The 25,917-nt window shown below is 40.2% G+C and carries 23 protein-coding genes; 14 read left to right on the top strand and 9 right to left on the bottom strand.

Annotated features, from left to right (window positions below; all coding sequences use genetic code 11):
• The first annotated feature begins 34 nt into the window (after window positions 1-34).
• Window positions 35-1,495, top strand: a complete 1,461-nt coding sequence (locus M595_RS14210) for a mechanosensitive ion channel domain-containing protein (RefSeq protein WP_023067010.1) — start codon at window positions 35-37, stop codon at window positions 1,493-1,495.
• A 32-nt stretch (window positions 1,496-1,527) separates the two neighbouring features.
• Here the strand turns inward: M595_RS14210 and M595_RS14205 are convergent, their stop codons facing one another.
• Window positions 1,528-1,812 carry a hypothetical protein gene (locus tag M595_RS14205; protein WP_023066958.1) on the bottom strand — a complete coding sequence of 95 codons (285 nt, stop codon included), beginning with the start codon at window positions 1,810-1,812 and terminating at the stop codon, window positions 1,528-1,530.
• Between the two features lie 496 nt (window positions 1,813-2,308).
• On the opposite strand from M595_RS14205, the gene M595_RS14200 reads away from it, so the two are divergent.
• The 10 genes from M595_RS14200 to arsC all read left to right on the top strand — a co-directional run bounded on the left by M595_RS14200 (window position 2,309) and on the right by arsC (window position 9,657).
• Window positions 2,309-3,250 (top strand): PstS family phosphate ABC transporter substrate-binding protein, encoded by a 942-nt coding sequence (locus M595_RS14200; RefSeq protein ID WP_083492824.1) that lies wholly within the window; start codon window positions 2,309-2,311, stop codon window positions 3,248-3,250.
• A 171-nt stretch (window positions 3,251-3,421) separates the two neighbouring features.
• On the top strand, window positions 3,422-4,354 hold the full coding sequence (pstC, locus tag M595_RS14195) for a phosphate ABC transporter permease subunit PstC (protein ID WP_023066952.1): 933 nt from the start codon (window positions 3,422-3,424) through the stop codon (window positions 4,352-4,354).
• 11 nt (window positions 4,355-4,365) lie between these two features.
• Complete coding sequence (gene pstA, locus M595_RS14190) at window positions 4,366-5,289, top strand: phosphate ABC transporter permease PstA (RefSeq protein ID WP_023066995.1); 924 nt, start codon at window positions 4,366-4,368, stop codon at window positions 5,287-5,289.
• A gap of 41 nt (window positions 5,290-5,330) precedes the next feature.
• Complete coding sequence (gene pstB / locus M595_RS14185) at window positions 5,331-6,104, top strand: phosphate ABC transporter ATP-binding protein PstB (protein WP_023066982.1); 774 nt, start codon at window positions 5,331-5,333, stop codon at window positions 6,102-6,104.
• Window positions 6,105-6,186: 82 nt separating this feature from the next.
• On the top strand, window positions 6,187-6,507 hold the full coding sequence (locus M595_RS14180) for an ArsR/SmtB family transcription factor (protein WP_023067001.1): 321 nt from the start codon (window positions 6,187-6,189) through the stop codon (window positions 6,505-6,507).
• Window positions 6,508-6,642: 135 nt separating this feature from the next.
• Complete coding sequence (locus M595_RS14175; protein WP_023067002.1) at window positions 6,643-6,939, top strand: phosphate-binding protein; 297 nt, start codon at window positions 6,643-6,645, stop codon at window positions 6,937-6,939.
• 30 nt (window positions 6,940-6,969) lie between these two features.
• Window positions 6,970-8,118 carry an ACR3 family arsenite efflux transporter gene (gene arsB / locus M595_RS14170; RefSeq protein WP_023066961.1) on the top strand — a complete coding sequence of 383 codons (1,149 nt, stop codon included), beginning with the start codon at window positions 6,970-6,972 and terminating at the stop codon, window positions 8,116-8,118.
• Window positions 8,119-8,132: 14 nt separating this feature from the next.
• A complete protein-coding gene (locus tag M595_RS14165; RefSeq protein WP_023067017.1) occupies window positions 8,133-8,579 on the top strand; it encodes an ArsI/CadI family heavy metal resistance metalloenzyme in 447 nt (148 codons plus the stop codon).
• 24 nt (window positions 8,580-8,603) lie between these two features.
• Entirely contained in the window at window positions 8,604-9,215 is a 612-nt protein-coding gene (arsH, locus tag M595_RS14160) for an arsenical resistance protein ArsH (protein ID WP_023066998.1), read from the top strand.
• A 49-nt stretch (window positions 9,216-9,264) separates the two neighbouring features.
• Complete coding sequence (gene arsC / locus M595_RS14155; protein WP_040484112.1) at window positions 9,265-9,657, top strand: arsenate reductase, glutathione/glutaredoxin type; 393 nt, start codon at window positions 9,265-9,267, stop codon at window positions 9,655-9,657.
• Between the two features lie 59 nt (window positions 9,658-9,716).
• Here arsC and M595_RS14150 read toward each other — a convergent pair whose 3' ends face one another.
• Genes M595_RS14150 through M595_RS14140 form a run of 3 tightly spaced genes read right to left on the bottom strand, consistent with a single transcriptional unit; the run spans window position 9,717 to window position 12,868 of the window.
• Window positions 9,717-10,016 (bottom strand): hypothetical protein, encoded by a 300-nt coding sequence (locus M595_RS14150; RefSeq protein WP_023066979.1) that lies wholly within the window; start codon window positions 10,014-10,016, stop codon window positions 9,717-9,719.
• 22 nt (window positions 10,017-10,038) lie between these two features.
• Window positions 10,039-11,430, bottom strand: a complete 1,392-nt coding sequence (locus M595_RS14145) for a tetratricopeptide repeat family protein (RefSeq protein ID WP_023066974.1) — start codon at window positions 11,428-11,430, stop codon at window positions 10,039-10,041.
• Window positions 11,423-12,868 carry a helix-turn-helix domain-containing protein gene (locus tag M595_RS14140; RefSeq protein ID WP_023067008.1) on the bottom strand — a complete coding sequence of 482 codons (1,446 nt, stop codon included), beginning with the start codon at window positions 12,866-12,868 and terminating at the stop codon, window positions 11,423-11,425. Before M595_RS14140 ends, M595_RS14145 begins: the two co-directional genes overlap by 8 nt.
• 679 nt (window positions 12,869-13,547) lie before the next feature.
• Between M595_RS14140 and M595_RS14130 the strand changes: the two genes are divergently transcribed.
• Window positions 13,548-15,290 (top strand): peptidoglycan DD-metalloendopeptidase family protein, encoded by a 1,743-nt coding sequence (locus tag M595_RS14130; protein ID WP_023066962.1) that lies wholly within the window; start codon window positions 13,548-13,550, stop codon window positions 15,288-15,290.
• 272 nt (window positions 15,291-15,562) lie between these two features.
• On the opposite strand, the gene M595_RS14125 is transcribed toward M595_RS14130, so the two are convergent.
• From M595_RS14125 to M595_RS14105, 5 genes are all read right to left on the bottom strand, one after another.
• On the bottom strand, window positions 15,563-16,357 hold the full coding sequence (locus M595_RS14125; RefSeq protein WP_023066991.1) for an SDR family NAD(P)-dependent oxidoreductase: 795 nt from the start codon (window positions 16,355-16,357) through the stop codon (window positions 15,563-15,565).
• A gap of 3 nt (window positions 16,358-16,360) precedes the next feature.
• Complete coding sequence (locus tag M595_RS14120) at window positions 16,361-17,869, bottom strand: GMC family oxidoreductase (RefSeq protein WP_023066996.1); 1,509 nt, start codon at window positions 17,867-17,869, stop codon at window positions 16,361-16,363.
• A 255-nt stretch (window positions 17,870-18,124) separates the two neighbouring features.
• Entirely contained in the window at window positions 18,125-21,802 is a 3,678-nt protein-coding gene (locus M595_RS14115) for an MHYT domain-containing protein (RefSeq protein ID WP_023066956.1), read from the bottom strand.
• Window positions 21,803-22,040: 238 nt separating this feature from the next.
• Window positions 22,041-23,174 carry a glutathionylspermidine synthase family protein gene (locus M595_RS14110; protein WP_023066978.1) on the bottom strand — a complete coding sequence of 378 codons (1,134 nt, stop codon included), beginning with the start codon at window positions 23,172-23,174 and terminating at the stop codon, window positions 22,041-22,043.
• An 84-nt stretch (window positions 23,175-23,258) separates the two neighbouring features.
• A complete protein-coding gene (locus M595_RS14105; protein WP_023066983.1) occupies window positions 23,259-23,660 on the bottom strand; it encodes a hypothetical protein in 402 nt (133 codons plus the stop codon).
• A 218-nt stretch (window positions 23,661-23,878) separates the two neighbouring features.
• On the opposite strand from M595_RS14105, the gene M595_RS14100 reads away from it, so the two are divergent.
• A complete protein-coding gene (locus tag M595_RS14100) occupies window positions 23,879-24,229 on the top strand; it encodes a slr0373 family blue light stress response protein (RefSeq protein ID WP_009788141.1) in 351 nt (116 codons plus the stop codon).
• A 116-nt stretch (window positions 24,230-24,345) separates the two neighbouring features.
• The gene (gene ycf46 / locus M595_RS14095; protein WP_023066967.1) at window positions 24,346-25,866 is read left to right on the top strand and encodes a stress-responsive protein Ycf46; all 1,521 of its coding nucleotides are present in this window, start codon (window positions 24,346-24,348) and stop codon (window positions 25,864-25,866) included.
• Window positions 25,867-25,917 lie beyond the last annotated feature (51 nt).

The following is a 25,917-nucleotide window of genomic DNA, read 5'->3' as shown; positions in this document are numbered from 1 at the left end:
TAAACAAATCCTTTTTGTAACTCCTCGATTTTACATGAAAATTATCGAAAATATTTTTCAGTTTTTAGCTAAAGTTTTTACACAACCCATTTTTCTGGGTGGAATTTCGATTTCTCTTAGCTCCATTTTTACGATTCTAGTTGCTTTTTTTGCGGTCGTTGTCGGTTCCCGCTATCTGAGTAACTGGTTGAGAGATCATCTCTTGATTAGATTGGGTTTTCAGGAAGGAACTCGTGAAGCAATTGCCACGATTTTTCGCTATTTTACGATTACGTTAGGATTTATTATTATTCCCCAAGCGGCGGGCTTAGATTTGAGTTCGTTAGCTTTTTTAGCGGGAGGTTTAGGGATTGGGATTGGGTTTGGATTTCAAGGTTTAGCCCAAAATTTTGTCAGTGGTTTAATATTAGTTTTTGAACAGCCGATTCGTGTCGGTGATTATATTGAATTGGGAGATTTGGAAGGAACTATTCGTAAAATTTCGATTCGTTCTACGATTGTTCTGACGAATGATGGAATTTCGATTATTGTTCCTAATTCTGATTTGGTGAATAATCGGATTATTAACTGGAGTTATGAAAATATGAATAGCCGAATTCATATTCCAGTGCGCGTTGCTTATGGAAGTGATCCGGTATTAGTCACAGAAGCGATTTTAGCCGCAGCCCAGAAAGAATCTCGGATTTTGTCTTTTCCACCTCCCCAGGTTTGGTTGAGTAGTTTTGGTGAAGATTCGATTAAATTTGAGTTACTGGTTTGGATTGATAAACCCCGCTTTAGATTGCCAATTCAGAGTTCTTTAAATTTTATTATTCATAACGAGTTTTATTTTAAAAATATCCGAATTCCCGTCTCTCAGCGAGATTTATGGTTGAGAAATCCAGAAGACTTAAAATCAGTTTTTGAATCTCTTAATTTTAATCAATCTAAGCAAAATCGGGAAAAAAGTTCTCGAATTAATCTGAATAAAGAGCCGCTATATTCTCCACAAGATTTGTCTTTACGAGATTTGTTGAAAAAGGTGGTCTATTTTGAAAACTTTAGTAATTTAGAAATTTTGAGTTTAATTGAAAAAGGCTATCGCCAAACCTATTATAGTGAACAGTTTATTTTCCATGAAGGTGATCCCGGAGATGCTTTTCATATTATTTTATCAGGTTCGGTGGAAATTCTTGCAGAAAAAGCAAATAAACATATTCGAGATCTGTATGCAGGAGACTTTTTTGGAGAGTTGTCTTTATTGATGGGAATTCGTCGTTCAGCCGGAGTGAGAGCCAAAGAAAAAACGATTGTATTTGTCGTGAGTCGGAATATTTTTCAAAACTTTTTATCCAGTTATCCGCAATTGGCTAATCAGATTGCGAGTAAGTTGGTTGAACGTAAACAAGAATTTATTGAACGGAAAAAAGAGTTGGGTTTATCTGATGATGAAGATTTAGAAAATAATCCGTTAGTTTGGATTCGTAAACGGATGAAAACTTTGTTTAATATTTAGATTTAGATTTAGATTTAAGTTAAGATTAATATTTATAGTTTGAGCGATTTTTTTTCAATTCTGGGATTTTTTATTCCCAATAAGAGAGTCACAAAAATGAGTAAAATAAACCAAGGAGTAAAGCTTAAAGCGCATAATAAACTGAATAAGGCAACTGCTCGGGTGAACAGGCGAACAATTTCTTCACGACTCTCGAAACTTATCCACATTGCAGCACTCGCAACGGTTAGGGATAAGAATAATGGAGAGAGTGAGACGGTTAGAGGTTCCATGACAAAGACGGTTTTTTGATCAACAATTTCATTTAGCTTAAACACAGTTGAAAAGTCTAACGAGAAAGGTTATGCTAATCTCTAAATTGTTTGGATAATTGATCGCGATCGCAACTGTTGAGAAAAGGTTGAATGGCTCTTTGTTAAAGACTTTCACGGCAATCACACCCATTGCAGCGTATGGCTTGACATCAGACAAGTCTTCAACTGTCACAACGATGAGGTGAGCTTTGTTTTAGGTTGCTCTCTCGAGTTTGGGAGTTGTGTTGGGAGCGAGTTAGACTTGTGAATCATCTCTTGAGATTAATACAGGTTGATTTGATATATAAAGCTGGATTTGTAGAGTTAGCTTTTATCTGCTGTAACAAAAGTGGCTTGAAGAAAGTTTAACCTAAATTTAAACAAAACTTAAATTAGAAATAGCAATTCTATCTTAACCTGATAACTGTTCATCGTAAATTCCTAGTATTTTGATGACTAAGGATTAGGAATTAAGTAGACAGACCTTTGTTCTAAATTTACCTTCATCCTACAGAGAGTTATGCAATTAAAAAATATGCAGTTTAAACAAAATCGTTGGACATTAGCGGGTGCTTTCGCAGCGATCGCAGCAACGGTTGCATTATCTATCCCTGCGGTACGTTCCCAAGGCACTCCCACGGTTAAAATCGATGGTTCTAGTACCGTTTATCCGATTACTGAAGCCGTCGCAGAAGAATTCCAAAAAGCTAAACAAGGCGCAATGCGAGTGACTGTTGGTATTTCGGGAACAGGGGGCGGTTTCAAGAAGTTTTGTGCCGGACAAACTGACATTTCAAATGCTTCTCGTCCGATCAAAGATTCTGAAGTACAAGCTTGTAAAAGTGCAGGAATTAACTACATAGAACTTCCAGTTGCTTATGATGCGATTACTGTCGTTGTTCATCCCAGTAATCCATTAACAAGTATTAGCACTGCTGAACTGAAAAAAATGTGGGAACCGGCTGCTCAAGGTAAGATCATGAAGTGGAATCAGATCAATTCTAGCTGGCCGGATAAAGCCCTGAAATTGTATGGCCCGGGTGCTGATTCAGGAACCTTTGATTACTTTACCGAAGAAATCAATGGTAAGTCCCAAGCAAGCCGCACTGACTATACTCCCAGTGAAGATGATAACGTTTTGGTACAGGGTGTTTCTCGTGATCAGGGTGCATTAGGATATTTTGGTTATGCTTACTATGAAAACAATAAAGGGAAGTTAAAATCACTGGCAATTAATGGGGTAAAGCCTTCTTTAGACACGGTAAATAACGGTAGCTACAAACCCCTTTCTCGACCCATCTTTATTTACGTTAGCACTAACGCTCTTAAGCGGCCAGAGGTCAAAGCATTTGTAGAATATTACCTACAAAATAGCGCACAACTCTCGAAAGAAGTGGGTTATGTTCCTCTACCGAGCAATATGCAGCAACAAGCCATCAGCCGTTTACAAAGCCAGAATTAAGGTAATTCTGCTGAATAAGATGGCAGTACATCTGATTTCATTAATAACACGTTGATCACGGTTATTATCACACCGGAGGGATTGGAGAATGCTGTTGCTATAGCAAAACTCTCTAATCCCTATATTAGTCTTGGAAAGAACAGATTAAGTTTATTTAGGATAAACTAGCACATGACCCAAAAACAACTGCAACTTTCAAAAAAAAGTAAACAATTGACTCCGAAGCAAATTCGGAATTCACGAGAAAAGGTCATTGAATTTATTTTGTTTCTAGCCGCCTTTTCTTCTGTAGCAACCACAATAGCAATTTTATATATTCTCATTGATGAATCTGTATTGTTTTTTCAGGAAGTTTCGATTGTAGAATTCCTCACAGGTACTCAATGGACTCCTTTATTTGCTGATGCTCAATATGGGATTTTACCCCTACTATCCGGAACCCTTGTCACCTCAACTGTGGCGATGTTTGTGGCGATTCCTTTGGGAACTATTGCCGCCATTTATTTAAGTGAATTTGCTCATCCTAAACTCCGCGAAATTGTTAAGCCGTGGCTAGAAGTTTTAGCCGCAATTCCGACTGTTGTTTATGGCTATTTTGCCCTCTTAGTAGTTACACCCATTCTCCAATCTATTTTTCCGATGCTTCCCGGCTTTAATATGTTAAGTGCGGGTTTAGTGATGGGATTAATGATTATTCCCTTTGTCAGTTCAATTAGTGAAGACGCGATGCGTTCTGTTCCGGTTGGACTACGAGAAGGGTCTTATGCGATGGGTGCAACTCGTCTACAAACCGCCTTAAAAGTGGTGTTTCCGTCCGCAATTTCAGGCATCAGCGCCGCTTATATTCTCGCGGTTTCTCGGGCGGTAGGTGAAACCATGATTGTGACTGTTGCAGCAGGATTACAACCTCAACTGACTTGGAATCCTTTCGATCAAGCAGCGACGATTACCGCCTATATTGTGCAGGTGAGTTTGGGAGATATTCCTCATGGAACTCTAGAATATCATACCATTTTTGCGGCTGGATTAACGCTTGTTTTAATGACACTGGTTTTAAACATTATTGGTCATTTTTTAGCAAAACGTTATCGAGAAATTTATTAACTTTAAACAACATGACTGACTCGAACCTCCAAGAAATCCGCACCGAATTAAACCGTCGAAAAAAAGTTGATCAACTCTTTGCAATTGTTGGCTTTTTAGTGATTCTCTTTTCCATTTTGATTTTAGTTGGGTTAACCCTACAAATGGCAATTAGCGGGATTTATCGAATTACCCCCGATTTCTTTTTAAGTTTTCCCAGTCGCAAACCCGAAGAAGCAGGAATTCTTTCGGCTTGGGTGGGAACAACTTTAGTAATGTTTGTAACCGCAATCATATCTGTTCCTTTAGGAGTTGCTTCGGGAATTTATCTCGAAGAATATAGCCGCAAAAACTGGATTGCAGATTTAATTGAAATTAACGTCACCAATCTTGCAGGTGTTCCTTCCATTGTCTATGGATTATTAGCACTAGGTTTGTTTGTTTATATCTTAAATTTGGGTGAAAGTATTCTCGCGGCAGGCTTAACTTTAGCGTTGTTAATTTTACCCATTGTCATTGTCACCACTCGCGAAGCATTACGGGCAATTCCAAATAGTTTACGGGAAGCCGCTTATGCTTTGGGTGCGAGTAAATGGCAAATGATTTGGGATCATATTCTTCCCTATTCTTTTGGTAGTATTTTAACAGGTGTGATCATCGGTTTATCTCGAGCCATTGGAGAAACAGCCCCCGTGATTACGATTGGTGCATTAACCTTTATTGCCTTTTTACCGGATTCTCCTTTTAAGGGTGAATTTCCGTTTATTTCTTTGGCTTGGTTACAAGCACCGTTTACCGTTATGCCTATTCAAATGTTTAACTGGGTATCTCGCCCAGAAGCTGAATTTATCGCGAATGCGGCTGCCGCAGGTACAGTCTTAATTCTAATGACGCTTACTATGAATACTATTGCAGTTTATTTGCGTTATTGGTTCCGTCGGGGTATCAAATGGTAAAGTGATCAAGTTTATTTTTAAATTGTTTAACTAGGTTGAAAATGAAAGAATTAATTACCCTCAAGCCCAAAGCAGAAGCTCGTGATCTCAACTTTTATTACGGTTCGTTTCATGCGGTCAAAAATGTTAATCTCACTGTTCCTGAACGACAAGTTACTGCTTTAATTGGGCCGTCTGGATGTGGAAAAACGACTCTGTTGCGTTGTTTTAATCGAATGCACGACCTTTATCCAGGAAATCGCTACGAAGGTCAAATTTTCCTAGATTCAGACAATATTTTAAGTCGAGAAATTGACCCGATTGAAGTGCGAATGCGGGTGAGTATGGTCTTTCAAAAACCAAATCCTTTCCCAAAATCGATTTATGAAAATGTTGCCTATGGGTTACGGGTACGCGGTGAGAAAAAACGGAGTTTAATTGATGAAAAAGTCGAACAAGCACTCAAAGAAGCAGCCCTTTGGGATGAAGTCAAAGACCGTTTAAAAGACATGGCGTTAAATCTATCGGGCGGTCAACAACAACGCTTATGTATTGCCCGGGCGTTAGTTGCAAATCCTGAAATGATTTTATTTGATGAACCGACTTCTGCCCTTGACCCTATTGCCACCGCTAGTATTGAAGAATTAATGAGTCAATTGAAGCAACACGTTACTATTTTAATTGTGACTCACAGTATGCAGCAAGCGGCTCGATTTTCTGATTATACCGCGTTTATGTATTTAGGAGAAATGCTAGAATTTGGCACCACTTCAAAAGTATTTAGTAGCCCTTCTCACAGCCAAACAGAAGACTATTTACGTGGACGAATTGGTTAAAACTTAAACCCGTATCTTGCAACAACAGACAGAATGGGGCATCCTAGAGATAATGTCTCAGTGATGGTATCAAAAAAAATTGATGAAAACAACCTCGACCGAATCATCAACTTTACTTGCTGCTGGATTTCACGCCCTGTCTGATTCCCTCAGAATGCAAATTATTGATGAGTTGAGAGAGGCGGAGTTGTGCGTTTGCGACCTCTGTGAAGAACTTGACATCGCCCAGTCCAAACTCTCGTTTCACCTGAAAATCCTTAAGAAAGCAGGTTTAGTCCAATCTCGGGCAGAAGGACGGTGGATATACTATCGCCTCAACCTTGCCCAGTTCATCGCCCTAGAGGAGTATCTAGCTGAGTTTCGCCGCTTTAGCCCAATTTGGCCTGCCCGCAAATGTGATTAAGTTGTTGACCCATCAAAGTTTTTACGTCTTTGAACGCTGCTTTTGCCGAAAATCTTTACCTAAGTTAACTTGACTAATCAAACTTTTTTGATATAGTACAAGTATATCTTCAACTCCGCAAAGGAGGAGAAAGCGATGAGTACAACTCCGACAAACTGGCTAAAAACCTTTAATGTAGCTAGTTTAGCTTTAGGTACAACTGTCTTGTTGTCTGGTTGTGGTTCCAGTCAGTCGCAACAAAACCAACCCATAAAAATTGATGGTTCCAGTACGGTTTATCCGATTACCGAGAAAATTGTCGAACAGTTCAACTCAGAAAGCACAAAAAATGTTGATGTAACCGCAAACTTTTCAGGAACCGGAGATTTGAAAAAACTCCGTTTCGGGGATACTGAAGCGAGAAGTGTGCTTGAATCAGAAACTAAATATTAATCAATTTTCCCATAGTTTTGAGGAATTTATATGAGTGTTAATTCACCCCAAGTTAATGAATCTGCGGTACAAGCAGGCGGTCAACTGAGTGTTTTTGAAAAGTATCTAACGGTTTGGGTGTTTTTATGTATTTTAGCTGGAATTGTACTCGGAAGATTATTTCCCGGTATAGCGGTTACACTCGATTCAATGAGTGTTTATCAGGTGTCAATTCCGATTGCGATTTGCCTGTTTTTTATGATGTATCCCATCATGGTCAAGATTGACTTTACCCAGGCTCGTCAAGCAGCAAAAGCACCCAAACCTGTCATCCTAACCTTAGTTATTAACTGGCTAATCAAACCCTTTACAATGGTTGCCTTTTCACAGTTTTTCTTAGGATATTTATTCCGACCCTTACTCACGACAACAGAGGTATTAAGAGGAACAGAAGTGACCCTCGCTGACTCTTATATTGCCGGAACAATTTTACTCGGAATTGCCCCTTGTACAGCGATGGTTTTGATGTGGGGATATCTTTCTTATAGTAACCAAGGTCATACATTAGTGATGGTGGCGATTAACTCCCTAGCGATGCTGTTTTTATATGCACCTTTAGGACGTTGGTTGCTGTCTGCGAATGATTTAACGGTGCCTTGGGAAACGATTGTTTTATCAGTGTTAATTTATGTGGGATTACCGTTAGCTGCTGGAATGTATAGTCGCTATTGGATTTTTAAACATAAAGGCAAAGCGTGGTTTGAACGCAGGTTCTTGAAGTATTTAAGTCCCGTTTCGACATCTGCTTTATTAATTACCTTAGTGTTGCTATTTGCCTTCAAAGGAGAATTAATTGTTGAAAATCCCCTGCATATTGTGTTAATTGCAGTTCCTCTGTTTATCCAAACTAACTTTATCTTTTTAATTGCTTATGTTGCTGGATTAAAGATGAATTTGTACTATGAAGATGCCGCACCCGCAGCATTAATTGGGGCGAGTAATCATTTTGAAGTAGCAATTGCGACAGCAGTGACATTATTTGGTTTAAATTCGGGTGCCGCCTTAGCAACTGTTGTCGGGGTTTTAATTGAAGTTCCCGTGATGTTAATGTTGGTCGAAGTTTGCAAACGAACGGCTTCTTGGTTTCCCCGTGAACCCGAAAAAGCAACATTACTTGATCCGCGTTGTTTGAAGTGTTAAATTAGAGGTGAATTATGTCAGTCTTTAAAACTCATATCGCTTTAGTTGTCGAAAACTTAGAACAGTCTGTTACCTTTTATCAGACTTTATTTGGAGTTGAACCTGTCAAATATAAGGCTGATTATGCTAAATTTGACGTGAACAATCCGCCGCTAAATCTAACCCTGAATTTAGCCGAAGAAATTCAACCGGGTGGCACTTTATCTCACTTAGGAATTCAAGTAGAAAGTTCGGAAACCGTACAAGCGGCAATTGAACGATTTAAACAGGCAAAACTCGCAACGTTTGAAGAACACAATACCGACTGTTGTTATGCCATTCAAGATAAAGTTTGGGTAACAGACCCCGATGGAAATCGTTGGGAAATATTTGTGGTTAAACTTGCAGATACAACCCCAGAAGACAACTTAACGACAGCTTCCAAAGCTGCTGAACCTGTAAAATCGACTTGTTGTAAATAATTACGAATCATCACGTTAACCCCGATGGAAAAATTTGATCATTCCCCCAGAATTCTCTTTTTGTATGGTTCATTGCGAGAACGATCTTATAGTCGTCTTTTAGCAGAAGAAGCGGCGCGAATTATTACAGAAATGGGAGCAGAAGTAAAGTTTTTTCATCCCTATGACTTACCTCTGCGGGGGAGGGTTGAAGAATCTCATCCTCTTGTTCAAGAACTACGAGAACTCAGTCAATGGTCAGAAGGTCAAGTCTGGTCATCTCCAGAAATGCACGGTAATATTACCGGGATTTTAAAGAATCAAATTGACTGGATTCCTTTAAGTATTGGTGCCGTTCGACCCACTCAAGGAAAAACATTAGCCGTGATGCAAGTCAGTGGCGGTTCTCAATCTTTTAACGCAGTGAATACAATGCGAATTTTGGGTCGATGGATGCGAATGTTTACCATTCCCAATCAATCTTCAGTCGCGAAAGCCTATCAAGAATTCAACGAAGATGGAACGATGAAAGAGTCACCCTATCGCGATCGCGTTGTTGATGTGATGGAGGAACTTTATAAGTTTACCATACTATTGCGAGACAAAGTAGATTATCTCACAGACCGTTACAGCGAACGCCAAGAAAAAACCAACTAATTGTCTACAAAAACTCGCACAATAAAATCTAATAAAAATCAGGAGTTCCATGAAAAGAGTCATGTTTGTTTGTAAGAAAAATTCTTCTCGTTCTCAAATGGCGGAAGGATTTGCTAAAAAGCTAGGTGAGGGAAAAATTAGCGTCACCAGTTCAGGATTAGAAGCCAGTGAAGTCAATCCTCATGCAATTAAAGCCATGTCAGACGTTGGAATTGATATTAACAATCAAACCTCTAACGCTTTAAGTGAATTTAACCCCAAAGATTATGATGCGGTGATTTCATTGTGTGGTTGTGGGGTGAATTTACCGCCTGAATGGGTTACAAAAGAAGTCTTTGAAGATTGGCAACTCGATGACCCCGCAGAACAACCTGAAATCTTTCCCCGTGTGCGAGAAGAAGTCAAAGAACGAGTTGAAAAGTTGATTGACAAATTGAGTTAAGTTCGTGTTTTTTTTGGAAAACTAAGGTTTGGCTGAATAACCAAACCTCCTGTACTCTCTCAACAATAAAATTCAGACGCGAGTTTATTTCTCAGAGGGTTTAATAAAAATGCCAATTCTAAAATAACTTTTTGTTGATCCGCACTGTCCAGTCCCAAACTCCGTTTGTACTTTTCCACATCTAAATATTTATCGACTAAACCCTGAGCAAAACACAAAGCAAAAGCACCACTAGAATTTAAACCCATTACCGGAGGTAAACTATTCAACACGGTAATTTTTAATCCGGTTTTTTTAAACAAATAAGGATAAATATTGCTTTTAAATAAATTAGTGATCGCATTTTTATATTCACTCAAATCGCTGTACTGTTCAAACGGTTTAAATTAATGTATTTATGCGTTTTCTACATTCTGGATATCGGCAAGGGCAAGCTTTGAGAATAAAATGGGGTTGACGCTTTTGCTTTTGATTTAATCGGATCATGTGATAAGGACCCATACCATACAATCCTATGGCTAGTTGCAGTTTCGATATCAAAAGACTTGGATTGCTAAAAATAAACTTGTAAAATTCAGAAGCGGTAACAATAGCAAAAGATACTTTAATTAAATCCCCAATTTGAGCATATTTAATATCCAGCAAAAACCGTCGCAACAAGGCTTCTAAATAGCCTCGATCATATCCGATATCTTGTGCATCTTGAGCGGCATCTCTAAGCTGTAAGACTTGCTTTTTCCAGATACTTTTTTTGTTTACCATACAATCATCTACCTGACTACCTATCAAATTAGCCCGGGCTAAAGACACTTGCATTTTACCAGAAAGATTGCCGCACTTCTCAAATTCTTTTTGACTTTTATCGTAGTGATAATCTGCGCTTTCAATTAATTTGCTAGCTTCTAAAACTTGACCTAATCTTAAGTGGTAAAATGCAGTTGCACCCAAGTCATTACTTAATGTATATTTGGTGCGAGCTTTTTCTAAAACTTGTTGGGCTTTGATGTAAAATCGAGAGGCTCGAACAAAATTGTACTGTGCAAAATAAACTCGACCTAAATAATGTAAACAAGTGCTAAGTAATTTCAATATTTCTTTTTCTTCTTGGTCTCTTTCTTCTTGGTAAATAGTTTCTAAAATATTTTGAGCTTGATTCATGTAATTAGCAGCTTTATCCAACTGAAATGTATAGAAATAGTAATGTCCTAAGTAAAGCAAAGTTCTGGCTAATTGCTGATCCAGGTTAGAATACTGCCTGCATAAGATTTCACATTGATCAATTATCTTTTTCATTTTCCGATATTGGCTAGTATTTTCATAATACATTGCCAGTTCCAATTGATAATCAAGTTGATTATATATGTTAATTTCTAGATCTATAGCTTTCTCGATAAAAGACTCTGCTTTTGCATCGGAAACCGATAAAGTTGCTAAACACCTAAACTTGGCATAATATAAACTTGCAGGTAAATTTATCGAGCTTTTTTCGTATTCGTTGATGAGCCGATCTATCTCATCAAGCCATTGTTCAGTTGTAGATAAAATTCGTAGAGCTTTGTCTAGGAATTTAACTAATAATTGAGAACGTTTTTCAAAATATTGATTTTTATCATAGCTATCTCTTAAAACCGTGATCACATTCTCTAAATTAATTTCCAACTCCGATTTATTTAAAAAAAGATCAAAAATACGGTTGGGATCTGGCGGATTTTGACGCAAACTTTGTTTTAACAGTTCGTGGCGATTAAGTGATTGTTCTCTGTTTTTATTCATTAATAATTCTCCTTAAAAACTTATATAGTAAGCTATGAATTGAATATCTGGCTTCAGATGTAACACTACTACGACTGCTATCTAAAAGGTTAAATTTAATACACTGATTTCTGGCTTCTATGAACTCGTCATCATTTAAACCAGATGTTTGCTGTAGGTCGGAATGCTCAATTAAAGAATTAGGACTAAATTGGGTTGCATATGTTAAAACATCTCGAGCATTTTGTGACAGGGACAATACCAATTCTACATATAAAAAATCTTGCATCTCTTGATTTGCTTCAAATCTTTCAAATATTTTATCTAAAGGCTCGTGATTATTTATTAATAGGCTAACAATCAATAAGATCATCAAAGGATTACCTTTTGTTTTTTGATAAATTGCCTCTAACTCTTCATCCGACGCTTGCTTAACTATATCTAATTCTTGAGCTTCATAACGAATCATCTCTAAAGTCGCCGACCTATCTAGACCAAGTATTTTTTTTTCTCGAACTCCAACGTTATTAGCTTTTACGTCTTTGCGAGATGTCAAAATGACTTTACTGGGTCTAATATGACAATCCGGATCAAAAGGGTTGAATCTGTCTAAAAGTCTTTCATAGTCTGCTAAAGTTTCTAAATTGTCAATCACAATTAAATAAGGATCTGATCTTAATTTTCTTCGTAGTGCAGGAAAATGATCTCTGTTGGCTGGCGGTAAATAAATGTCTAACTGTGTAGCAATGTCATACAGAAGAGTATCTACATTTAGATCGATATCGATTCTATTATGTCTTTTTTTTACTGACATATCTGCTTCTAATTTATTTATTTTTGCAGTTGTCCAAGCCAACTTAACAAAACTCCCATCATCAGCGTATTCACTGACTAATTTTTCGGTCAAAGACGTTTTACCGATTCCGCCGGCACCAGTCAAACTCATCAACCAATAATCATCAGGACTTTGTAGATTTTCTCCAAGCTTATCGAGTATTTTCTCAATGCCAAATAGCCTTTTTTGTCCCCAATTTGTTTTTTCTCTTAAGGTTTTTTCAATTTGACTAATTTGGATCTTCTTTTCCAAATAATCTTTTTCTTTTGCATTTTGATATTGAGAATAAATAGAACGATCAATATCATCTTCATCTAGAGATGTTTGATTGTATATTTCTTCTGTTATAATTTTATTATAGTTGATTTTTATAATAGATGTAAAATTACTTTTTTTAACCTCTACTGAAAAAACTTCTGATAGACGCTTCCATAACTCAGAAGCTTTGTTCTTAATAGTTCCCTCTGCAAAGGACGTGTTTTCTGCAATTTCAGTATAGTTTAAGCTTTTATCCTGCCACAGTTCCTCAATAATAGCAGTTTCAATATCACGGAGTCCTTGAAGATTTTTAGCCTTCAGTTGCGAGTTTATAAATTCTATTACCTCAGAAATATCAATATTCATTAGATTCAAATAGTATATTTAGGCGGATAATTATAATTATAACTTACTTTGAGTGACTTTGAGTGACTTGTAAAAAATTTGTCTTTATTAGTCAGTAAAAGTAATTTAAAACTACTAACTTTTACTGACTGACAATTCAGGTAATTAACTTTAATCTAGTTATTACAAAGGTAGATCACTAATACTTAAAGGAGACAAAACGATGTCCAACAACAACGATACTCCCCGCTATGACGTTAAAAGTAAGAGCTATTACGAGTATGGCGGACTCGGGGGCAAAAAACATGAGACTACTGTTCGGGATAATAGCACGGGTAAAGAGTACAAGGGTACTAGCTCTCAAAGTGCTGAAAAGTCCCGTGACAACGCTTTCGATAAAGCTAACAAGGATCGATCCTAGAAGTAAACCGGGGTAGGTTTGGCTAGAAAATCGCATCAATTATCTCATCGCTGAGAGATTGAGTTAATTATAATCCAACCTACATTTCCTCGACTACATTTTCGGCTTGGGGGCGGGTTTCGCAACAATTTTGCTCGGTCATAGAGATTGACTAGAACCCGCCCCTACTTGCAGAGGTTTATCACCGATTAACTTGGTTATTTTTCTCGATTGGCTGCTCGCTTTTAGCCCGAAATTCATTTCGAGGCATCAGTTCTCTTTAGTTCGGAGGTTGCATCAATGTCTGCATCTAATTTATTCAACACTGGCGAAGAGTTCTTTGAACTGTTACCGCTCGGAAATTCAAATCAACTCAACTGGGGTTCGAGTTCAATTGAATCACAATTTAACGGGTATTCTGCCCCGCCTAATCCCCCAGAAGAACCCGATCAAATCCATAATATCGCCGTTCCAAATCCTGCTGATTTTTTGATCGGAAATCATACAGCCGACAATTTCGAGAATATCTCGGATTTACCAACTCTTGGAGACACCGCTCTGAATGGGGTAGAGGGTGATATTCTCAGAGTTCAAGAGGCTTTGATTGATAATCCATCCTACGACAGTTTGATTAGCTCTTCTCCTGGATTTACCCAACAGCGAGGCGGCTGGACAGACAACAACACCTATCCTCGTGTGTCGGGCGATGTTAACGGCGATGGTAACGATGATATTGTTGGTTTTGGTAGCAGCAAAGTTTATGTTTCTTTCGGTAAGGAGGATGGAACTTTTGACCCGCCAGTTGACTTAAGTCCTGGTCCTGGCTATACGACAAATGTGGGCGGATGGACCGATAACAATACCTATCCACGTCTGTTAGGTGATGTCAATGGTGATGGTAAGGATGATATTGTTGGTTTTGGTAGCAGCAAAGTTTATGTCTCTTTCAGCAACGACAATGGAATCTTTAGCGAGTCAGTTAGCTCAATTCCCAGTTCAACTAACGGTTTTACTGTCAACGTCGGTGGCTGGACAGATAACAACACTTATCCCCGAGTTTTAGGTGATGTTAACGGCGATGGCTTAGATGATATTGTTGGCTTTGGTTCTACAAACGTCTTCGTTTCTCTGAGCAAAGGTGATGGTAATTTTGACCCCCCCGTTGCCCATCAACCGGGGTTAACTCCAAATCTTGGTGGCTGGACAGATAACAACACTTATCCCCGTATGTTAGGTGATGTTAACGGCGATGGCTTAGATGATATTATCGGTTTTGGTTCCACAAATGTCTTCGTTTCTCTCAGCAAAGGAGATGGTACTTTTGACCCCCCCGTTGCCCATCAACCGGGGTTAACTCCAAATCTTGGTGGCTGGACAGATAACAACACTTATCCCCGTATGTTAGGTGATGTTAACGGCGATGGCTTAGATGATATTATCGGTTTTGGTTCCACAAATGTCTTCGTTTCTCTCAGCAAAGGAGATGGTACTTTTGACCCCCCCGTTGCCCATCAACCGGGGTTAACTCCAAATCTTGGTGGCTGGACAGATAACAACACTTATCCCCGTATGTTAGGTGATGTCGATGGCAATGGTACGGATGATTTGATTGGCTTTGGTTCTAGTGATGTTTTTGTCTCCCTATCAGAAAATAGTGTGACTCTTCCGCCCCCGCCTCCTGTTTGGGAAAATCCTCTAGTTTCAGGATCTTACACAGTCAGCCAAGAATTTTATCCAGATCATGGCGGTATTGATTTAGCGGCGCCTATAGGGACTCCTATCGAAGCCGCAAAAAATGGAAATGTTCTGTTTGTTGGTACTGATCAGTTCGGTGGTAAGTATATAGACATCGATCATGGTAATGGTCTCAAAACCCGTTACTTACACCTGTCAACTTTTGCAGTGAGTGTTGGAACTCAGGTTAATGACGATACAAAGATTGGTGAAGTTGGTAACACAGGGTTATCAACCGGACCCCACTTGCATTTTGAAGTTTGGGAAAATGGAGTGCGTCAAAACCCCAGAAATTATATCAATTTTTAGTGGCTGATATCGCCAAATCAACGGTTAGCAAGAACTCCCAACCTATCTATCAATAATAGCGCGATTCGCTATTCTTCGTCGAATTGGATCTTCCGATCTGATTGGAAACAGGTGGGTGAGGGTGTTCATTGAAAAAGCCCCGGTTAAAATTACCGGTCAATATTTCTGAGATACAATTCAATTAAAAACCCGGCTTCTCTTGAATAACCGGGTTTTTAGGATGTACCTCATGCGATCGCCAAACCCACCCCACAAAAAAGGAAAAAATAGGTTTATTTTTCCGCAGGTTTAATAAACTTACTCCCCCTCGGCCAGCCTAATAGTTGTAAACGATAAAACTGATTGGGAAACAACGCAAATAGGTACTTAAAGATCTTGAAACTAAACGGTTCCTCATAAGTTCCCACCCATTGTTTGCTGTTTTCAATCCAATTAACAATCTTACCCGCAACGTGATCAGCCGAAGGTGCAGAATTAACCCGATTTTCGCGAATTTTGTAGGCTTTTTCATTCAAACGATTGACCGGCGCCCAGGCTAACGGCCCAGCAATTACACCCGGACGATAAAACCGCAGACGAATCATCTTGTCACTGGCATAATAAACAATCGGCCCGACACCTGACCAATAATAATGTAAGGCAATTTTCCCCGAATGATAAACCGGCCCAAAACAAGAAGGGCTACCATCAGCAATCGAACCAATAGCAATCACATCCAAAAGTTGATCACGCTTTTGTTTGGCAGCTTCTACCGCCACAATCGCCGGCCAAGTATAGTTAACGCGGTTCATCGACTCGACTAATTCTACCAAAGGAACCCCACCTTCTCCTACTTCTGTCTCGATTTGACCCGCATTTAAAATCACCACATCGGGATTATAACTAAACAGTTTTTGGGCATCTTCGAGGGTTTCTTGAGGGGAAACACATAACTCGTTATAGCCTTCTCCCTGTAAATCTGGCTGACGAGTCACTCCAACCACATGACAACCCTGCTGCATATACGCCTTTCCTAACGCACTCCCCAAAGTCCCCGAAATTCCAGTAATTACGACTGTTTTCTTCATGTTTTAACAAACCTCCTTGATCACTTCTGATACACGCAAAGCATTCGCCATAATTGTTAAAGCAGGACTTACCCCCAAAGAATTGGGCATAAATCCCCCATCAACCACAAACACGTTATCATGGTCGTGCAAACGACAATCCGGGTCAAGTACGCTTGTGTGCGGATCGGTACCAAAACGAGTCGTTCCGGCTTGGTGGGAAGTATGAACCTCGTCTTTATCCCCCGTGACACCATAGGTAAAAACAGCCCTCGCCTGACGAAAGACAGTTCTTAGTTGACGCATATAATATTTGGAACGATAGACGTCGTAGGGATGGAAGCGGTGAGTTAGACGAATTTCTCCATTTTTACCCAATTCCACTCGATTTTCGCTTTGGGGTAAATCTTCAACTAACCCAGTAATTACTAACATTCGTTTGAGGAGAAAACGGGCTACAGCAGTGGGAAGGGGAAAGGGAAGTTCTGCTTGGATCGAAAGTGGCCCGGGAACGGGGACGGTTTGGGCGAGTCCGAGTTTATGGGGAAAATCTGGGTTCCCGAGATAGAGATCGGTGAAGCCGAGTTGTTTAATTAAGCTATCGGCACCGCCTGTTTCCCCGGCAAAAAAGCCTGCTGCGAGGGCGCCACAGTGAAACATATAGTTTCGCCCTACTTGGTCGCTGCGTCCGGTTAAGCCCGATTTTAGCAGGATAACGGGACTCCCTATCGCCCCAGCAGAGAGGATGTAAACTTTAGCGGTGAGTTTTTCAATGTTACCTGTTTGGCGATCGCGTAGTTCAACTCCCGTGACTTTCCCTTGGGCGTTAGTGAGTAATTGATCGGCTTCTGTCAGAGTTTTTAGCTGTAAATTGCCGTTTTCAAGCAGTGTATCAACAAGTCTAACCGTTGTAGACGCCCTCGCATCGTTAGGACAATAAAAACCCGGACAGCTTGGACAGCGTAAACAGCGATTAAAATCAATCCCAAAGGGTAAGTGAAAGGGAGTAAACCCTGCGGAGTCGATGGCTTGTTCGAGGTGTTGGTTGATCGGGGCTAAAGCCGGAACATCGCAAGGATAACCGTGAGTTGGGGTTTCAACGTTAGGAATTTGAGTAGTATTGTCGCCACTGACTTGAAATAATTGTTCGGCTTTGTCATAGTAGGGAGCGAGATCATCGTAGGTAATCGGCCAATCCCAGAGATGACGCGGTAGCCATTTGTCATAATATTTACCGGGATGAAAGTCATAACGACTGGGACGAATGAGAACACCGCCATAGAGGGAAGTTCCACCTCCGAGAATTCCGGAAATGTGTAAGCGAGTTTGCTGTCCGTTGACGTTAAAATTGCGATCGTCGAAAGCTTCTTTATTAATCAGCATTCGGCGTTCATCCTGGTAGGCTGTTCTGTCAGAAAATCGAGATCCACGTTCGACTAATAGAACCCGTTTTCCAGCACTGGCTAACGCAAACGCTACCGTACCGCCTCCTGCACCACTACCGATAATTATTGCATCAAAATCGTAACCCACGCTGTTCTCCGAATGTATGATGATTCGTTTGTTCTTCTCAGTTTACTGTTTGCTACAAATGATTGAGAGGGAGTGAACAGACAATTGATCAATTGTCCCTGCTGTGACTTGCCGATGATTGGATGTTGAGGGTTTTTTAATCTTGTTAGAAAGAAGTCTTGAAAACTCAAGAGGTTCAATAATATCTATTAAAAAAAATTATTTGATCCAAAAACAACCTCTAAGTTAATTAATCAGAACTTATTTTCACTGAAGTCACTTCTGCGAAACCGTCTTAGATTCAGTTAATTCCATAATCTGATCGTAACGGAAATTCTCAACTAACTCTTTTAAAGTTTCTGATAACTTGTTATGTTCTGGAGGAATGTGATCGATGAGTTCCCAAATCAATAAGTCACTACAAGCTTGAGCCGCTTTATGAAGTTTTTTAACCCAATCTAGTGGCATTGTTTCCAGCATCTCCGATCTCGAAATCATTTGCATTTGTTCGGAGTCAGAAGATTGAGCCGATGAATTTATAGTTTCAGACTCATCTTGAGCATAAATATATTCAACTCCCAAATATTTTCTAATCATTTCTAAGAGTTCTTCTCGTTTGAATGGTTTGCCAATAAAATCGTCACATCCAGCATTGAAAATCGCTTTTTTTTCAGCTTCAAATGTACTCGCTGTCAAGGCAATAATAATCGGTTTTTTAGTAAAAGACATCGCTTGAATCTGTTGAGTTGCCTCAAAACCGTTCATAACAGGCATTCGCATATCCATCAAGATCAAGTCAGGTTGCCAAGTTGAACAAATTTCAATTGCTTCTTGACCACTACTGGCTTCTCGAACTTCAAAGCCAATTTCTGAGAGTAACTTGACGATGAGTAAACGACTATTCGATTGATCTTCTACAATTAAAACACTTCTTTTGAGATCTTCAGGAACTAAACTAATAACTGGATGAGGATTATAGTTTCTATATTTGTTGTGAGCTTTAGTGCTACTCATCGGAATTTCAAAGGCAAAGGTACTCCCAACATTAACCTGAGATTCAACCGTGATTTCTCCACCCATCAGTTGTACAAATTGTTGACTAATGGATAATCCTAAACCGGTACCTTCACCTGATTTTAACCCGGTTGTCGTTTGAGAAAAGGCTTGGAATAAGCGCTTTAATTCATTTTCAGCAATACCTAAGCCTGTATCGGCAACTTCAAAGCGAATTCTGAGATCATTATTCTTGATTAAACTATTTTCTGTTTCTTGAACTTTGGCTTGATTCACTCTAAAGCTTCGTAACGTTACACAACCTGATTCTGTGAATTTTGTCGCATTTCCTAAAAGATTAATTAAAACCTGACGTAATTTCTTTTCATCTCCTCTTACCCATTGAGGCAATGCCTCGTCTAGTTCAAAGGTTAGTAATAATCCTTTTGATTGTGCTTTCAAAGACAACATTTTTTCTAGATTTTCTAGTAAATGATGTAAATCAAAATCATTTTCGGACAGTGTAACTCGACCTGCCTCTATTTTTGACATTTCTAAAATATCATTAATTAAGTTTAGTAAATGTTCACCTGAGCGACTAATAATCTCAAGATATTGGTGATGTTCGGTTTTGATACTAGAGTCGTAATTCATTAATTGTGCAAAACCCAAAATCGCATTAAGAGGAGTTCGCAATTCGTGACTCATAGAGGCGAGAAATTCACTTTTCGCTAGGTTTGCAGCATCAGCAACTTCTTTGGCTTCTTGAAGTTCTTTGGCTTGTTGCTGAGTTTTAGCCAAGAGTTCAGCTTGTTGAACCGCAACCCCTAACTGACTCCCAATTTGGGTCAGAATTTTAATTTCTGCTTTCGTCCATTCTCGCGGAGTTCCATTTTGATAGGCGCAGAGTAATCCCCACAGCTTCGTTCCACAAAAAATCGGTGCAATTATATAGGAACGAGCTTGTAACTGCTCTAAGAAATTGAGATAACATTCATCAAACCCCGCTGTATAAATATCTTGTACAGAGCGATAGTAACTTTTTCCTTGGCGATAAAATCCGCCTTGATTTTCTCTTAGATAAGTATCTTCTATCAAAGCTTCGCTACTATCGAGTGATTTGACCACACAATCATCTTGATTGACAGTGATTTGTTTGAGAGAGGATTGATCTTCTGAGTCGGGGATTAACATTTTCCATCCTGACATCACCGACTCTGCAATGATTTCTCCACTCCAGTCAGGATTAAAACGGTAAACGAGAACCCTCGAACAGCACAACGCTTGTCGGAGTTCTTCTGTCGTTGCATTAAATATGGTTTTAAGTTCGAGGGTTTCGCGCATTCTTTGCATAACTCGAACAATTGATCTTTCTCGTTTTGCACTTTCTTTTAAGGCTTGCTCAACTTGTTTGCGTTCGCTAATATCAGTATTAGAACCCACCATTCTATAGGCTTTATTATTACTATCCCAGAGTGCTACACCCCGAGAAAGTATCCAACGAATACTGCCTTGTTTAGTCACCGCTCTAAACTCAACTTCGTAGTAAGGAATTTCTTGGTTTAGATACTGTTCTAAAGTCTCAAAAAATCGCTCTGAGTCTTCTGAATGAAGGATTTTTTTGAAGGATTCGTGATGATTGGGTAATTCTTCTTCTCCATAACCAAACATCATTTTCCAGCGAGAAGAAAAGTAAGTTTTTCCAGTTACAATATCCCAGTCCCAAATTCCATCATTTGCACCTTCTACAGCTAAAGAAAATCGTTCTTCTGAGTCTCTTAGATCGGCTTCAGTTTGCTTTTGTTGGCTAATATCACTAACGGTACAAATCACTCGTTCAACGCTGCCATTTTCTGTGAGTTGCGGAGTCGCATTCACCAGTAACCACCGACATTGAGCGTTCGGATCTGAGTTTTGAATTCCGATGATTATATTCCGAACAGATTGACGTTGAGTAATGGCGAATTGTACGGGAAGTTTTTGAGGAGTATAATCACTGCCATCTTCTTGCACAAGATACCAATCTTGACCAAAAATTTGAGGGGTTTCGCTATTAGATTTCAGCTTTAATAATTTTTGTGCAGATGGATTGCTAATTAGGATTTCAGCACGGTTGTTTAGGAGTAATACACCCACTTGCATTTCGTGGATAAGGGTTTGAAAGCGGTGTTCACTTTCTGCTAAAGCTTTTTCTCGCAGTTGATGAGCATTTAAACGTCGATCAAAAAAGAGGCTAATCAGGGTAAAAATTAAAATCATTAAGGTGATTGCACCAACCCCTAAAGCTAACCCAAATTGATTAAATATTGGGAAGGAATCAGCCGTTAAAACTGATTTTGGAAAAAAGTGAGTTGCCCACATTCCTGTATAGTGCATTCCACTAATTCCAGTTCCCATAATTGCTGCACTTCCTATTTTTTGCCAAAGTTGCTGATTTGAATCTGGACTTTGTGCGCGAAATGCCAACCATAAAGCCGCCCCTGATACTAGGATCGCGATTATTACAGATAAGGCTACGATCAAAGAGTTATATTGTATTTGAGCTTCTTCTAGTTTGAGAGCTGCCATCCCTGTGTAGTGCATCAGAGCGATCGCAATTCCCATGGAAATCGTACCGCCAACAAGCGATAATCGATTGGTACTGGGTTGATATAATAGCCATAATGCTAAACTGGAGGCGGCGATCGCTAAACCCAGAGATAGTAATGTTATCTTGAGATCATAATGAACAGCTATTGGTAAGTGAAATGAGAGCATGGCGATGAAGTGCATTGACCAAATTCCTGATCCCATAGCAACCGCTCCCCCAAGTAACCAGATTATGCTTTTACGTTTGCTGATTCCGAGTTTTACTTGTTTTGCCAAATCCAAAGCTGTATAGGAAGCAATTACAGCGATGATCAAGGAAAGAACGATTAATAGTGTGTTATATTGACCTACAATTTCTGTTGTGTTTTCCATCGATTTTGATCCTGATAATTTTTAAATTTACGAATTTATTTCGCCGTTTTAAGATTCTGTGTGTTTTGTGATTATATCAATGTTTTTTATTATTTTTAATGTTTCAATTTTTTCGATCTATTTTTGAATTAGATTGAGAATCAAGATTACCTAAAAAATGTTTTAATTAACTTACCGTTTAAATAATTCAGTGATCTCCTTTATTTTCTTTCTAGATTAGAAAGGAAAATCTAGATATTTAGATAAAGTAGTGCGGGATAAACTGACTGGTATTTTGTGTAATGGGAGTTTGATCTTCTCGAATACCAATTCCGGCTGCTTGTTCACCAATAATCCATGATCCAATAACTGGATAGTGACTATCAAATTGGGGTAACGGCCAGTAGGATTGATAGATGAGAGGAACATCTTGATAGATTCCTTCGGTTTGATAGATGCGATCGCCATAATAGATCGTAACATTACCGCCTTCACGGGAAAAAATCGGTTTACTGAGGTAAGGATGAGAAAGTTGAGTTGAGTCAAAAAAGGCGGGTAATAGGTTGGGATGATCGGGAAAAAATTCCCATAAAATCGGTAAAATGGCTTTGTTGCTGAGAATCATTTTCCAAGCGGGTTCTAACAGCAGCATCGGTTCTCTTAAAAGCTGTTTTCCAAACTCATCGTCGATCATCCATTCCCAAGGGTAAAGTTTAAACAGGGCTTGAATGGGATAGTTTTCGAGGTCACAAAAGATTTCTTCTGTGAAGTTCCAGCCGATTTCATCTATATCTAGATTTTGGGTTTGAAACCCGGCTTGAATGGCGACATCTCTGAGGTATTCAACGGTTCCGAGGTCTTCTGTGCTGTCCCGTTCGCAGGTAAAGTGTAGATATCTTTGGCGACGGTCGAGGCGAGAATAGATGTATTGAAATTGTTCGATTAGTTTTTCGTGAATGGAGTTGAACTGATCGGCGTCGGGGAAGACTTCTTCTAACCAGGTCCACTGTACGATGCTGGCTTCGAGTAAGGCGGTGGGTGTGTCGGCGTTGTATTCGAGGAGTTTGGGGGAACCGATGCCATCATAGACAAAATCAAAGCGACCGTATAGGGTGGGGTCATCCCGTTCCCAAGACTGCTGACAGATTTGAAAAAATTCGAGCGGGATGGAAAGTTGAGTATAGCGTTTTTCTGCAATAATGCGATCGACGGCTTCTAGACAAAGCTGATGGAGTTCTTCGGTTACGGCTTCGAGTGAGTCTATTTCTTGAGATGTAAACTGATAACAGACGCTTTCGTTCCAGTAGAGTCCACCGTAGTTGTAAAAGTGAAATCCAACCTCATCGCATTTTTGCTCCCAGTGGGGACGCGGTTTGAGGGGGATGCGTTTCATGGCTAAACCTGCTCTTTATATAAGATGTTGGTGATTTGGTTTTAGAGTTCCCATTCTCAAGAGTTTTGACGACTTCAATTTCAATCAACCGCCTCGGCTTCCGGCTCGTCCCCCGACTCGGCTCCCCGAACCAAATCCGCCCCGTTTGACGGTACCGACGGAGGAACTGGGACGACGACTCGGAGAGGTGGTGACAAATCCCGCATTGCTGGGAACGGCTCTCGGAGGACTGTTGTAGGTGCGGTAATAATAATATCTCCCACTGCGGCGTCGGTAGTAGGGGCCATAATGATAGCCTGCGGGATAGGAACCATCGGTGATCGGTTCGCACAGTTCGGGTTTACCCCATTCTTGCTGACAGTCTTGTAGATTGCGGTAAACTTCTCGTCTTTTCGAGGATTCACAGGCTTTGAGTCCGACGGATGCGATTAAGACGAGGGTGACAACTGCGGTTCTTTTGAGTTGGCGGGGAGGGGTTTTAGTCATAATTGGACTTTCCAAACCTTCTTCTTTCAGGATAGCTGATGGCCTCAAATCAGAAGAAGTGCCTCAAATGCCGATTTTGTGCGGGTTTTTGGCTTTAGATCGCCTCTGATTGTAACGAAATGTAAAAAAAACACCGTCATAGCAGCATACCGTCTTGACATCTTGGAAAAAAGCCTTTATCTTTAAATACATACCCGGGTACACAAGTTCACTGTCCTATGCAAAGCAAGCAAAAGGTAACGTTATATATTCCGCCCCAACTGCACCGCAAATTAAAAATTAAAGCGGCAGTTGAATCAGAACCGATGTCTTCTCTGGCTGAACGGGCGATTATCTTCTACCTCAATAATCCAGAGGTTGTAGATGAAATAGAAGCATCACATGGGCAAACTCATCGGGTATACTCATGCCCCGAATGTGCCAACTCAGTTGTTATCAGGGAAGGTGAACTCGTTTCACTGAAAAATCAACCCAGTGTACTGACAGAAGAAGAACTTAAGCTTCAACAAGTACAGCAAGTTGATGCTCCCCCAGCCCAACAAGGAGAAGAAAAGCTGGTTCCCTGTTAATTCAATCAACTCTCGAACGCAGTTTGGGCGCACCTGTCGTGTTCAGATTTGAGTGAAAGAGTTAGAATAAATCCTTCACACCAAATTGTTGTACCGTCTCTAATGGATCGAGGACTATGCAAGAAGAATTAGGAATCTTAATTGAAGCTCGATATCCTCTGATCTACCTCGTCACATCCGAGGAGGAGCGGTCTGAGCAGACAATTGCCAGAATCGCACAAGCCAAGCGTCAACGAGAGGTTTATGTCTGGACTGTCACTCGTGGCCTAGTCAAGCATGATCAACCGCGTACTACTGTTCAGTCAAATACAGTCTCTCCGCAGGCGGCAGTTGAGTGGGTAATTCGACATCGAGAACCCAATGTTACTGGTAGTATTTATGTCTTCAAAGATTTGCATCCCTTCAAGGATTCTCCAGAAGTGACCCGGTGTTTGCGGGATGCGATCGCGAGTTTCAAAGATACTAACAAGACTATCATTTTGATGTCTCCGGTGCAAGAAATCCCGATCGAGCTTGAGAAGGAAGTTGTCGTTCTCGACTTTGCTCTCCCTGATATGAAAGAGCTAAATCAAGTTCTGTCAGCTCAGTTAGAACAAACCCGTTCTCGTCGAATCAGTACAGAAACGCGAGAGAAGCTCTTAAAAGCAACTCTGGGATTGACAAAAGACGAAGCCGAGAAGGTTTACCGTAAGGCTTATGTAACCGCAGGTCGCCTAACTGAAGCAGAAGTTGAGATTGTTCTATCTGAAAAGAAACAGCTCATTCGACGCAACGGGATATTAGAATATATCGATGTTGACGAAACAATTGATGCTGTTGGAGGCTTGGAGGAGCTGAAACGCTGGTTAAAACAACGTTCTAATGCTTTTACAGAACGAGCTAGAGAATACGGTTTACCGCAGCCAAAAGGGATGTTGATCCTGGGAATACCCGGTTGTGGAAAGTCTTTGATTGCGAAAACCACCTCTCGGTTATGGGGCTTACCCTTACTGAGGTTGGATATGGGCCGAGTCTATGATGGCTCAATGGTGGGTCGCTCTGAGGCAAACTTACGAAACGCCCTGAAGACTGCCGAATCGATTTCACCCGCGATTCTGTTTATCGATGAGTTAGACAAGTCTTTCGCTGGTAATTCAGGTTCAGCCGATTCTGATGGCGGAACATCTAGCCGGATATTTGGTTCTTTCCTGACTTGGATGCAAGAAAAGTCCTCACCTGTTTTTGTGATGGCGACGGCAAACCGTGTGGAACGGCTACCGGGAGAGTTCTTGCGGAAAGGACGATTTGATGAGATTTTCTTTGTTGACCTTCCCACAAAAGAGGAACGGCAAGATATTTTCAAAATTCACCTGTCCAAACGACGTTCAGAAATTGATCGCTTCGACTTAGATCAGTTGTCTACGGTTTCTGAAGGTTTCTCTGGGGCAGAAATTGAGCAAGCACTCGTCGCTGCAATGTACGAAGCTTTTGCTCAAGATCGAGAGTTTACGCAGCTTGATATCATCGCCGCCATTAAAGCGACACTACCGCTGTCGAAAACGATGAACGAACAAGTGACAGCCCTGCGCGATTGGGCTCGTCAGCGGGCGCGGCCAGCTGCATCTTCCGTCGCTGAGTATCAGCGTATGGAATTTTAAAAGCTTTCTCCTGGTCCAAACAGGAGGATAGGCTAGCACAGAAAAAGCTAG

This window comes from Lyngbya aestuarii BL J (assembly GCF_000478195.2).
Taxonomy (GTDB): Bacteria; Cyanobacteriota; Cyanobacteriia; order Cyanobacteriales; family Microcoleaceae; genus Capilliphycus; species Capilliphycus aestuarii.
The sequence above is the reverse complement of the archived record's forward strand: the minus strand, read 5'-3'. Positions and strand labels throughout refer to the sequence as shown.